Annotated in this window: 7 protein-coding genes; 3 read left to right on the top strand and 4 right to left on the bottom strand. The window is 59.1% G+C overall.

Translation table 11 applies throughout. The features are described 5' to 3' along the window. Window positions 1-85 precede the first annotated feature (85 nt). The gene (locus JO965_RS45535) at window positions 86-1,537 is read right to left on the bottom strand and encodes a hypothetical protein (RefSeq protein WP_203448300.1); all 1,452 of its coding nucleotides are present in this window, start codon (window positions 1,535-1,537) and stop codon (window positions 86-88) included. A 307-nt stretch (window positions 1,538-1,844) separates the two neighbouring features. On the opposite strand from JO965_RS45535, the gene JO965_RS45530 reads away from it, so the two are divergent. After that, on the top strand, window positions 1,845-2,855 hold the full coding sequence (locus tag JO965_RS45530; RefSeq protein WP_246777360.1) for a DUF6635 family protein: 1,011 nt from the start codon (window positions 1,845-1,847) through the stop codon (window positions 2,853-2,855). 580 nt (window positions 2,856-3,435) lie between these two features. Here the strand turns inward: JO965_RS45530 and JO965_RS45525 are convergent. Then, window positions 3,436-4,473 (bottom strand): DUF4365 domain-containing protein, encoded by a 1,038-nt coding sequence (locus JO965_RS45525; RefSeq protein ID WP_203448298.1) that lies wholly within the window; start codon window positions 4,471-4,473, stop codon window positions 3,436-3,438. Window positions 4,474-4,924: 451 nt separating this feature from the next. On the opposite strand from JO965_RS45525, the gene JO965_RS45520 reads away from it, so the two are divergent. Next, a complete protein-coding gene (locus JO965_RS45520; protein WP_203448296.1) occupies window positions 4,925-6,115 on the top strand; it encodes a hypothetical protein in 1,191 nt (396 codons plus the stop codon). A 289-nt stretch (window positions 6,116-6,404) separates the two neighbouring features. Then, window positions 6,405-11,159 (top strand): protein NO VEIN domain-containing protein, encoded by a 4,755-nt coding sequence (locus JO965_RS45515; protein ID WP_203448294.1) that lies wholly within the window; start codon window positions 6,405-6,407, stop codon window positions 11,157-11,159. Between the two features lie 54 nt (window positions 11,160-11,213). On the opposite strand, the gene JO965_RS45510 is transcribed toward JO965_RS45515, so the two are convergent. Both JO965_RS45510 and JO965_RS45505 read right to left on the bottom strand, forming a co-directional pair. Next, entirely contained in the window at window positions 11,214-12,329 is a 1,116-nt protein-coding gene (locus JO965_RS45510) for an ImmA/IrrE family metallo-endopeptidase (RefSeq protein WP_203448292.1), read from the bottom strand. 2 nt (window positions 12,330-12,331) lie between these two features. Beyond that, entirely contained in the window at window positions 12,332-12,730 is a 399-nt protein-coding gene (locus tag JO965_RS45505) for a hypothetical protein (RefSeq protein WP_203448284.1), read from the bottom strand. Window positions 12,731-12,741 lie beyond the last annotated feature (11 nt).

Below are 12,741 nucleotides of genomic sequence, written 5' to 3'. Positions count from 1 at the left end.
GGCGGACGCCACTTGAGTCTAAACTATTCTTTTTGAGAGGGGTCCGCCAACGCGGGCCCCTCTCGCCGTTTGGGCTCCTTGGGGATCATCTGCGCATCCGGGACCGGAACGCCAGCTTGCGCTGCCGGATGCCGCTTGCGGATCGGATCATGAATTCTTCGAACGCCCGCATCCGCCTCTCGGCCTGCTCCAGGAGAAGACCCGCAGCCGACGGCTCGTCCTTGGCGTAGAGCAGGGACTCGAAGCGATCACGGGGTGCCCAGGATTCCACGCCCCCCTCGGACACCGCCACCTCTGGCAGCACGCTGTCCTCCTCCAAGCCCGAGAAGGAACGGATCATACGGAAGAGGTGGCCCTGGTCCTCGAAGACCCTAGCGCATGTCTGGGCCGTGACGGGCAGCCAGCGGCGCGTCCACAGGGCAGCCTCGTCCCAGCCACGCTCGTCATCGTAGACCTGATCGACGAACTCCTCGAACTCGGTGCACTTGTAATCCAGCGGCCAGTGGACGGAAAACCATTGGCCCTCGTCCCCTACCCTCTGCGGTCGGCCAGGGATCGGGATGCCCCGAACCGACATCAGCTTCGAGTAGCCCCTCGTCATCCAGTGCGGGTCGTCCTCGCCTCCGATGGGCTGACCCACGTACGAGACCGGATCCAGGGTGAACACCATGCGCAACCCGCGCCGCTCCTGGGTCAGGGCGGCCCCCAGCCCGACCTTGTAGGCGATGAAGCAGTGGGCCTTGCCTATTGGCCGGAGTTCGGGTCCGGAGAGGCGAATGCGACCCCGCGGCTTCTCTTCCTCGTGCTGGTCGGGGGCCTCAATTAGAACGTCAGCAGCGGCACGTGCCACAACCCTCGTCAGCAGGGGGATGAAGGGCGTGTTGGCATCGTCCCAGTCCCCGTCCGAGCCTTGATACTCCATCAAGCCTGTCTGTTCGTTATAGATCACCTCTTGCCGGAAGGACTCCGTCATGAAGCGGACCACCTCAATTCCGCGGTGCGGGCTGGCGAGCCATGGGGCGATCCGTTCGATGTCGCTGGCAAGCTCGGCATCCGGATCGATGTCCAGTTCCTCGCGGAATTGCTCCAGGAAGTCTGGCATGGCAGCGGCGAGCCCCCCTAGGAGTTCATCCGTATCCACCTCATGCCCGGCTGCACGGGCATGGAGGGCAATCTGCCTGATGCTGTCCACATGCGCCCTGACGCTGAGGTTGAGATCCTTGCGCTTGCGCGTGATCGCCGCTCCCGCGGCCATTTCCTTCGGGGTGAGATAGAGCTTGTAGGTGGCGCTCGGGGCGCTTGCCCTGCCGGCCTTGACCAAGGTCGTCGTCGGCTGAAGCCCGAAGCGATGGACCATTGTGGTCACCACCCTCATGGCGGCAATGGCCTCCTCCTCGGTGAGCTTGGTACGGCCTTTCCAGTGATGGCCAGGAGCGGTGAGGTCGGCAGCCCTTTGAACCAAGCTCGCCGGGCTGGTGGCGCCCGCGGCATTGTTCAGGAGCAATTCGATCTGCGGGTTTGATGCAGTGTCGGTCACGACGTCCTCCATGTGATGGGATTGCGATAGGAGGAGGCTAAGCTGAAGCGGGCACAGCCACATTCTCTTTCTGCATTATGGCGTGATTGGAATTTTGTAGAAGAGTAAATCTGGATTTTACAGAACCGCACCCTGTAAACCGCGGTTATCCCCATTCTATCCGTGTGTCCGGTTCCGGCTGACGGAACATCCTCTGGCGGGAAACCGCCAGCCTGGTTGAAGGCCTTATGGCGCACGTTGAAAGCGTGGCTTTCGATCCAACATTGAGGGAACTTTGCTCATTCCGACAGCCAACGCTGGGCGCTTCATGGCGGATATGCCACTTGAACCATCGCAGGAGCCTCCTCGGCTGTCGCCCGAGGAGGCCCAACGAATCGTCACGGTGGCGGGCCGCCGCTACTTTGAGAGCCGCCGCTCGCGTGTGGATGGGTTTGTGGATTGTCACTTCTCACTCGCCGGCTCGGCCGCCATCCATCGCAAGGCGGTCGGCTGGGACATGCTGAAGGCGCCCGTGAACATTGCCCTAGCGGTGCCACAGCTTGCCACCAAGTTGGCCGCGGCCGGAGCGAAGGCGCTCGGTGCCGAACGGGCCTCCGTGTATCTGGGCTCCCGCAATCTGATGTTCGACACCGCCGTGGGCCAGGAAATCCAATGGCTGATCATCACGGACCTGCTCGAACTGCCCTTCCAGCAAGGCGAGCAGGAGTCACGGAAGGACGCCCTCACGGAAGAGATCCTCTCCGCCCCGGAGATTCAAGGCACACTGAACGAGGCCTTGGAAGCGGTCGGCCGGCGTGGGGGCGATCCGGCCTTTCGGCAACGACTGGAAGAAGCCATGGAGACCTACGCCGGCACACGGGCCGCCGCCGCCGAGATCACCACCGCCCTGCTGACAGTCGGGGCAGGAGCCATCGCCGTGAAGCAGGCAACCCCCGGCGTCATGACGCTCGGGCCAGCCCTCGCGGCGGCGCTGGCGCAGCATGCGGCGGTGGCCTCCTTTCCGTTGGGCGCCGGCGTCGGAAGTCTGTGGTACGGCATCTTCCCGGCGGCGGCCTCTCCGGTCCTGGTCGGCGGCGTAACCGGCGGGCTCTTGGCGGTCAGCTCCATTGCCGCGGCCTTCGCCGGCATCCTGGCCGATCCGGTGCAGCGGAAGCTGGGGCTGCACCAACGCCGCTTGCACCGCCTCATCGACGCCCTGGAGCGCCAGTGGAATGCGGAGCGGGAGGAAGCCGGCTTTGTCGCTCGGGATCCCTACGTGGCTCGCCTGCTGGACTTGGTCGATCTGCTCGGGAGCGCCTACAAGCTCGCGAAAACCTGATACAACCCGGGTCAGCTTGCCGGCTGCCCGATGGGACAATTTTGCCGCCACGATCTCAGGCTCCCGGGAAAGCGGTGATTGGACGCGATCCAGGGGCATGCCCAGGCCAACGAGAGCGGCCGCTATGGCGGCTTCCCGGCGGATGCCATCAAGTCCGAGATCGATAAGCATCCCTAGTACGAGGTCCTGGCAGCCGAGACGACCGACCGAAGGCGAACTAAGCGGGGAATGACGTGATCCATGACGACCGTGTCAGATCCCTCGGCTCCATCAAACCTTTTGCAATCAGTGCCCACGTCCTTGCCCATACACGTTAGTACCCGTTGGCAATCCCTGGAAGAGGTCTAGCAAAAACTTAAACCCTTCACCTGTACCCCCTGCAGGATCAACGACTGCGCTTTTCGCAATCCGCAGCTACAGGCACAGGATCGGGAATGATAAGTTGCGAGTTCGGAACGCTTTCAAAGCAGACGTCATTGCTATTTGTGCTGGGGGATCGATGCTTTCAGATCCAACCATCTTCATCTAAACCACTCATCGAGGAAACAGATACAGCCCGACGATCCGTGGCAAGGGCAGATCACGCACTCCTTGATTTGCGATCACGGGCGCGCTCTACACGCTGGCGCTTCTCTTCCTCCTGTTCTTCCTTCTTCTTCTGAATGTACATGGATAGCCCAAGGGATGGTCGTCGCGCGACTTTATCGTACTGCTCTTCCCAAGCGTCCAGAGTCGCTTCGCTTTCGTCTGCGGGCAGAGGGGTATCATACGCGAGGGCCAATAATGACCTATTCCGCGACTCCCAATAGTACCATCCGTCTAGGATCCTCATTTTAAAGATCCTTAAGCGTTTAATCAGCTCCGGAAGAATCGCGCCGATTGCCGATCTCGCATGGATGTTCATCACACCATCTTCCAGGGATCCCCCCTTCTTAGACCAATAATTAGTGTTGAAGTAGCCAGGCGCATAACCAGGAATCTGAACATGAGGAAAGGTTAGTACGCTAGAGACTCGCAGAAATGTATCAAACGTCACAGGCTCAGGCATGATGCCTCCAGCGTCGTATTGATGCACGTCGTATCGCATCTGAATAAAATTACGGAAATACTTAACAGCGTACTGAAATGCCTGCATCTCATCTCGCGCACTAGGCGCCATCGCTAGCTGTCTCGTAATATCTACTAAACGTCCTGCCGGTATATGCTTGCTAGGGACGAATTCGATTGTCTTGGACCGCGAAGTGCCATCGATCAGCGTGGATGATTGCCAGAATAGCGGCAACGACACATAGATCTCTTCTGAGCTCAGATCGACTGCAAAGGCCAGTACGTGTGAGAGCTGGCTCAGCTCACACCAGTAGGCAAGGGTCGACTGTTTCACTCCTCCAACCGTCGGAACATCATCCTTTCTGATAGTTATCCCGTCGGCTGATTTCACTTGTGCCTTGAAATAGCGGCCGCTCATGATGTTGTTGATGACGAGCTCGATCTCAAAGTCGATGCCATAGTCGCTCTCGGTCATGTTTCTAAACACCCCGAGCTCTCGGAGCTTGTAGAGTAGGATGGCATACGAGTCCGATTCGGACTTTTTTTGAACGGTGCGAGCCGGAAGATCCATCACTCAGATCCTTCAAGTCGGATGATTGAGCGCCTGAGCCTAATCACTTTGAGCGCGGTGGCCTCCTCATGTGTACCGCCAAGCTCAGCAACACAAGGACAGAAAAATCCAGAATTCGTTATCCCCCTAGAAAGCGTTCGGGTTCGTCTTGAAAAATTCTACGCATCGCGCTTGCATGTGCGGCGAAAATGGCGCCGAAACTGGCGCAGGGGGCGCTTCCGTGGACCATTACGACCTGCTCGCTCGTCCGGACTGGAAGGCCCGGTCTGTTCTTATTGTGACACCCTACGTGGAGGAAGAGTTCTTCCGGCGCCTCGTCTCGGATCTCCGACCTAATCGTCTGACGGTAGTTGTGGACGATGGTTGCCGTCCCGAAGACGTGAAAATGATCCAATCGTTGGCCTCTGGGGTCACGAAGGTCCACGCGGCGCTCGGAGGGGCAACTGGCCTCGTGCATGCGAAGGTGTTCTACGTCGAGTGGAAGACATCCAGCGGCAGGCGCGCTCACTCCCTTGTATATGGCTCCGGGAACGCTACTCGTCAGGCATTCCATGGGGGCATCAACGCTGAGTTGATGTGCAGGGCCAGACTCACGGCAGCCAACCACCAGGACGTCCTTGATTGGGTGCGCGGTGTCCGTGACGCAGTTAAAGCCGCACGCAATGGGGATGTCACCATTGAAGAAGCGCGGGACATCTGGCTTGCGGAGGGTATCTCTGTGCGCCTCCCCAAAATCGTCGTGAAGGACGCCACGACGAAAGCTCACAATTTCGACCTGTGGCTGCAGCGGGGTCGGCTGGCTGCTGTATTCCGTCCGGACCCTTCCTTCCTGCGCGTTCATATCAACCTCCTCGCTGAGCTTCCTCCGGGGGCTCTGGAGCAGATGATCCAAAACGAAGGGTTTGAAACACCTCGGACCAAGCGACTAAGCATCCCGTACCCGCAGAACATTGGGCATATTGAAGATGCCCCCGACGGCAGCGGCCATTGGCGAAGCCGCTATTTTGCCCTGACGCAGCTCGGAGACTGGTGCTCGGGAGCCTGCTATGCAGACCGAAAGCGCTTATTCAGGAAAGCTGGCCATGAGGGGCGGCTCCACATCCTTGAACGCTTGGAGGAGTTGAAGGAATCCGGTTGCCGGAAGCAAGCTAGGGATCATTATCTCGACCGCATCAGGCGCCTTTGGACGGCGCTGGGGGAGAACGCCGGAACATACCTGTCCTCCGACGGCGGCATGGTCGACCTAAACCATTACGGGCAGCTTTTCGAACAGCGCGTTGACTACGACCTCGATCTGGCCGCCGACGAGGAATTTCGTACACGGTTTATCGATGGGGTCGAAATCATCGACGTGCCACGGTTTCGCATTGATACAGGGGCTTGGAACACCTTTGTCATGAGCTTCGCGCGGCAACTCCATCTGGAGAACCTTAAAAGGAGGAGCGTGTCGCTGATCTACCAGCGCATAGGCGCCGCACTGGGTGAGCTCGGTCTGGAGGAGGATCCCTTCGACGATCCACGCGAACTGATTAACGTACTTCGGGAGAACTGGGGTTCCATCATCGAGGGCGACGAGGGGGAGGAGGTCACGGTCGGCGAGTACATCGATGGCTACCACAAGCATGGAAATTCCCTACCATGACGCAGGTCCCATGCCGGACCAACAAGTGGCTTTCCTGGTTATTTTGAACTGGGCGTTTCCTGTAGAATCCCGCAGGATAAGAAACCGGTTCCGGCAATCGCCAAGTCCCTTAAGAGAGCCCTCTCAAAGGCTCCCAGAGGGGACAAGCTTGGGCCATACACTAGAAGGGCTCCTGCGACGGAGCCGGATCTACACCTGAGTGCCCGCCATCAGCGCGGGCGGTTCAAAATGTCCGGATTGGCCGTCTGCCAGGCATTCAGACAAGAAGGACGGTTTGGGGGCGCTTCCAGTGAGCAAGTTGAACAGCTTCGAAATACCCTACGTCGCTCCTTTGCTGGGGAACATCCGGCCACACCTGACGAGCCTTCAGGGGTTCGAAGCGATGGCACTGGAGTTGATCCAGAACGCCGACGACGCTGGAGCGTCAACCATGCGCTTCGATGTCCGGGATGACTGCCTCTGCATAACAAACAATGGTCGTTTTTCCTCATGCGGTTTGCAATCGGCCAAGTGTCCTTGGGAGCAGACTGGCGGCCCAAACGGTAAGAGGAAGGCTTGCGACTTCCATGCAATCAGCATGGTCGGCAGCGGCAATAAATACCGTGACCCGTCCTTGATCGGCCGGTTCGGTATCGGCTTCGTCTCTGTCTACCAGGTGACCGACAACCCGATCATTCGGTCTGGGACCACCGAGCTTCGGCTCGACCCATACCATGCCAGCAACGTCGCCAATCAGATTGCCGGACATCCGGGCACCGAGTTTCAGCTTCCCTGGGCCTTCGACCCGGAGAGCCCGACGCGTGACGCCCTCCATGCGTCCGCCATCTCTCCTCAGGACATCGAGCGGGCCTACGCGGATTTCGAGCGGGTCAGCCGCACATGTCTACTGTTCCTCAGGAATCTTAGGTGCGTGGAAGTCGCGCGGGAGGGCGAGGTCAAGGCGCGTGTGACCCGGAGCACGCTGGACGGGAACCGTATCAACCTGCGTTTCGAGCCAAGCTCCATCGAGCAGGTGTGGTACGTCCTGCACACCGCCGCGGAAAAAGGCGCAGCGGAGCTCAAGCAAAAGTTCCCGCAGCTTGAGAAGCTTGGACGCCAAGCCGCCATCCAGATCGCATTTCCGGTCGACCTCTCGCAGTCGATCTCAGGCCGGCTTTTTGCGTTCCTGCCGACAGAGCAGCCGGCTCCGGTGCCTTGCCACATCAATGCGGACTTCTTCCCTGAGCAGGATCGTAAAGCGCTTGTCCTATCAGGTGAGCAGCATGAGCGGCACTGGAACCAGATGCTCCTCAATGCCGCCGCGGACGAAATCGCCGCCAATTTGATTGGGCTGAGGGATGTTCTGGGCGCCCACGGCCTCTGGAAAATCCTGAGCGCTGCCTTCGACAAAAAAAGTTCCGAGCACTTCGGCCGCTACTGGTCCGCCCTTGAAGAAGTCTCAAAGGACGAGGAGATCGTCTGGACGACGTCTGGGCGGTGGGCCAAGCCGAGAGAGGTCCTAATTCCGGTGCGCGACACTGCTCTGGAAGAGGAACGGGCATTGGTTCACATTGGTGTTGAGCTCGTCGATCCCGAGCTCCGCCCGTTCCTGAATACACTTCAAGCCCTCGGAGCTCGGCAGCTCAACCTGGGATTCTTGGTCGATGCTTTCGAGAAGTGGGACCGGACAGCACTCGACGAGGAGCTTGCAAGAGGGGAATCTGTCTTTAACGAGATCGTTCAGCCAGTTTGTTCGATACTGAACAGGATGGTCAGGGATGCGAGCAAGACTTCCACTACGGCCGCCCTGGTCTCACGCCTGAAGGCGGTCCGTCTCGCCCCGCGCTGGGGATCCGGCCTGACCCGCATCAATGATTTGTACCGATTGCCCCCTGGCGTCACGAACGAACGAGTCTTCGAGTTCCTGCCGGATGTCCCGCTGGTTTCCCGCGAATTCGAAATTCACCACGCTTTGTATGAGAACATCGAGTATCTTGATCTGAAAAAGCTCCTTGGTGAGCTTGCCGGCACGTTGAAGCAGGAAGGCGCGGATGGATTGCTCGGCGTTGACCCCGAGCATCTGCGCAAGTTTTACTCCTTTCTTGCTGCCTACCCGCGGGAGGGTTTGACCGGGGCTCTCGTCTTACAGGGGGTAACCTTGCAGGGTGTAGCATTCCTCAGGGGGAACGGCAGGTTTCTCACACCCAATGAGGCTGTCCTTCCCGGTGGTTTCAAGGATCCGTTGGGGCGTTTCGACATCCTTGATGTGTCCCTCTACGATACTCCGGCCCGTGGTTTTCTGAGGGACGTGCTTGGGGTTCAGACGCTTGATCTCCGGACCTACCTCAGCACCAACCTGAGGATTGTGCTGAAAGATGGTTTATCCAGCGAGGAGCACGCCGCCCTTCTCGCGGAGCTCGTGAAACACCCGGAAGTGTTGGACGACCTTGGGCTCAGGAACACGCTCGCCGGCTTGCCGCTCGTCAGGACAAGCGCAGGCACCATGGTGAGGCCCCGGGATTGCTACTTCAAAACCACGGAGTTAGCCGCCGCCCTTGGGGATACTCCGAGCCTATGGATTGATACATCCGCATTCAAGACTTCAAGCTCGGTTGGTCTTAAGGAATTTCTGGGATTCCTGGGAATGCGAGCGCGACCATCACTCGACCACATAGTGAGCCGAATCGAGCAGTTGGTATCTGCTCCGCCAGACGACGACCGGCGAGACCAAGTCGTCACCCTCTTGCATCTTGTTGCGCAGACCTGGGAGGATGAAAAACTAGCCAACCAGAGATTCGTCCCGCAATCCTTCATCCGCCTGCGATCCCTTAAATGGGTCCCTGCCACGAAGGCAGGCAAGCCGCAGCCGGTTTGGTTCAAGCCGAACGAGGTTTTTCAGCATTTCCGCGCAAGCGGCTTTTACTCGCAGGTACCGGTCCTTGCCTTGGAAGGTAGATTCAGAAACTCGCTCTCGGGCAAATTCCTTGACTACCTTCTTATGCCCGCCGTGCCGCCGACCAAGGTCGTGGTGGACCACTGGGTATGGTGCTCGGAGAACGGCCTCGAACCGAATCCAGTTGTCTATCAAATTCTCAACGAGCGTATCCGTGCGAAGAATGACATCCAGGCCATTCGAGCATTACGCGACATCGCTTGCGTCTATAGCGAGACTACCAAACGCTTTATTCGATCCGATAGGATCTTCTGGAGCAAGCCAAGAGGCATGGGAGATTACTGCTTCCAAGTCTCGCAGATAGCACATCAGTATCGGGAGTTATTTGAACTGATCGGGGTTCAAGAAGAGCCCACGCTGTTAACCTATGCGGACGTTCTTGTTGAGATCGCTGACAGGTATGGAGCGTCCCCCGATTCATTGCATCCGCACTCGCAACTGGTCCACGCCGCCTGCATGAAAGCCGTTGGGAACGGCTATGAGACGGATCCCGCAGCGGTCGAGGCCGTGCTCGAAAAACTGAATGATCACCCGTGCATACTGACAATGGCGGGCACGCTTGCCTTCCCGGATGAGGTTGCGGTTGTTGATAACGCCTGGCTGGTAGAACCCTTCGGCAGCGACATCGACGCAAGGCTCGTTAAACCACTTCCTGAAACCTGGAGACTGCTGGAGCGCCTCGGATGCGCCAAGCTTTCGTCGGTGACCCGCGTCGAAGCGGCCCATATCGGCGAGGTAATTGCCGATGAGGCCGCGACTGATCTGCTAGGGGAGCGCCAGGAGCTCTTGCTCTGGTTGTTCTCGGACCTGCGTGCCGACGCTCAGCAGAGGATCGCGGACGCCCTGGAACGGATGCGGGTTTTCAGATCGGATGCGATCAAGGTCTATTCCGTCTTTGCCCTTGACGATCCACCAATCACCTCCTCCACCCGTTCTGAGGACGTGATTTACGATGAGGAGAAGGGCGCCCTCCACGTACAGATGGATATCAAAGGATCCCTTTGGATCCCCGCGTTGAAGACGATCTTCTCGACTCTCCTAACCGAGGAGGGCGACATTGACGTACGTCAATGCGCCTTCGCCGCAAGTCTGATCCTGCATGCCCCGAGCACGGAGGAAGCTCAGGAGCAATTGGAGCAGGCGGGTTATACCGCTCCAACACTCCATCCCGCCCTGCACATGGCAGACGACGAAGACGTAGGGATGGGCACAATCGGCGCGGATGAGGATTGGAACGGGGAGACATCCGACGAGGCCGCATTGGGTGACGACACCAGTTCAGATCTCGTGCAGAGGCCTGGCGAACCCCGCAAACCGAGCGGCAGCATCCCGCCCATCTCGGCAAATCGGAGCGAAGTTCCAGGTACCCCAATCAAGAACCCGGACGGCGTCACGGCCAAAGAACGCGAGCCCCAGGTCGCGAATGGTGCATCGAAGCCGGGCTCACCCACGTCGAAACCTGACGACACACCGAAGACGGGGAACCGCCGGGAGGAGTGGATGCGGTCGTATGTGGCCCCGACCAGCGGCGAAACCGAGAGATCTCAACAGAAGGGGCAGTCGCAGGACCGCATCAATGCCATCGACGCAGCCGCCATGAAGGCAGTGCTCGATTACGAGATCGCAGCGGGACGGTCCCCCGAACGTAAACCCCACTTCAACCCTGGCTACGACATCAATTCCACGTCAGAGGATGGCGCAAGGCGCATCATTGAGGTGAAGGGAGTCGATGGCGCCTGGACGGAGCGCGGCGTGAAACTGTCACGGACGCAGATAAGCTGCGCTAGGGACACTGGAAACGAGTACTGGCTCTATGTCGTCGAGCACGCCCTCGACAACAGGATGCGTACCATTCACGCCATACAGAACCCATTCGGCAAGGCATCTGAGTTCTGGTTCGACGAAGAATGGCGGAAGGTCGCCACCGAGCGAGAAGATCTACGGTCGAAGTTTGTACCGGGCCGTAAGCTTAATCTGAGCGGTTTCGGCCAAGGTAAGATCATCGAAATTCAGAACATCGGTTCCACGCGAAACCTTGTGATCGAATTTCCATTTCACGGAAAGCGATCTATCGCGCTCGATACTTCCAGAATGGAGCTGATCGAGGAGTAACTCGGGTTCCAGCAGATGCGGGTGGGACAGGGAACCTTCCCCGCAGTCTGCTGCCTAAGTTGTCTTTGGTCTCTCGAACAGAACCTTGCCGTATGAGATGCCTGCGAGCCGTTCGATCCGTGCCGCTGCGCGGACGATGGTGTCGACATCAACCTTGGACAAGTTAGCCGCCTTGGCGTGAGGGCGAAGATAGTTGGCGGAGGCAGGCTTCAATCCGGCCCGGGCGGCCACCAGGTACGCAACCGCCTCGGCTTCAATCTCACGCTCGCTGTGGCTCAAGTGGGTTCGATCCGGCCAGCCGCTCTCATTGGCCTTGGTTGTGATCGATTGGCAGCCTCCGAGGTGACCACAGAAGATGTGACCCAGCTCATGGGCCAGGGTGACGAAGCGCTCTGGAGGCGTCATCCGGTCATTGATCACGACGCCATAGACCCGAATTCCTTCGACCACGGATGCCACAGTCTGGACATCGGCGGCGGATGGTCCCAGCGCGCCTGGCGCATCTGCTTCAGGTCTTCCATCAACACCGTGGAAAGCGGCCGTCCCGGCACTGTCGTAGCCATGCCGCCGGAATTCCGTCTTCACGCGGAACAGCTTCTGCTTCCCAAGGCCCCGGATCAAGGTTGCCAGTGTCTGGGGGGAGAACTCACCTTTGACCGCGAAAGGGTCATTGGGATCATCGCGCTCCAAGCGAGGCCCGGTATCAGCCAGCTCATAGACGAAACGGATGGGTCCAAATGGCCAGAGAATGATGATGGGGACGGCATCCGGGAGTACATGCCGCCCCATCTTCCCCCATTCGTACTCGGAAGCCACGGCTCGGGATCCCGGACGTTGGATGTACACCATCCTGGCATTCCAGACGGACATCCGCCGGAACCGGGTCAGGAATTCCAGGGACTGAACCAGAGACTCTGGGGTCGTGGTCTCAAGGGCCTCTTTAATCAGCTGACGAACCTGCAGCCCCTGGGCGTCGAGGTCGTCCTGCGGTTCGGGTTCGAGGGACGTCCGAACGGCGGCGATGATGGTGGCCTGCTCCTGATGGGTTGGCCTCTTGGGACCGGCGACCTGCCCGCTGTCGAGTGACGCCTGAACCGCTGCCACGATGGCTGTGTGCTCCTGCCGGGTCGGCCGGCTATTGCCCAGCAGGCCCTTTATGAAGCCAAGCATGGTCAGTGCAACGCCGAAAGAATGCGGAGCGCCTGTCCGGCGGATGTGACCGGCACAGGCAGGAGCGATTCGTCCTTGAGCTCGGGAACACTCAAGAGGTTTGATAACCTCCCATAGCGATCAAGATCATTCCGATCCGGATACGGGATGCTGACCTCCGGCACCAGGATGCCCTCGTCAGCCACGGCCTTCTTGATGGCCTCTGTCGGTGGCAGCCAGAACCTGATCGCATCCAACGTGACCCGTTCGAACGCGAAAACCTTGCGCCCCTCCACGGTGCGGAAAGTACACTGGTACAGCCGGTTGGGCTGGTGCCGTTCGAAGCGCGGGTCGCGCTCCACGGCATCTTCGATTTCCAAACCGAGACGGCTCGGCTTCTTTGGTTCCCGCTTCTTCATCATTGCCCCCGATT

Source organism: Microvirga sp. VF16, from assembly GCF_016864375.1.
Classification (GTDB): Bacteria; Pseudomonadota; Alphaproteobacteria; order Rhizobiales; family Beijerinckiaceae; genus Microvirga.
This window is presented reverse-complemented; position numbering and strand designations above follow the sequence as displayed.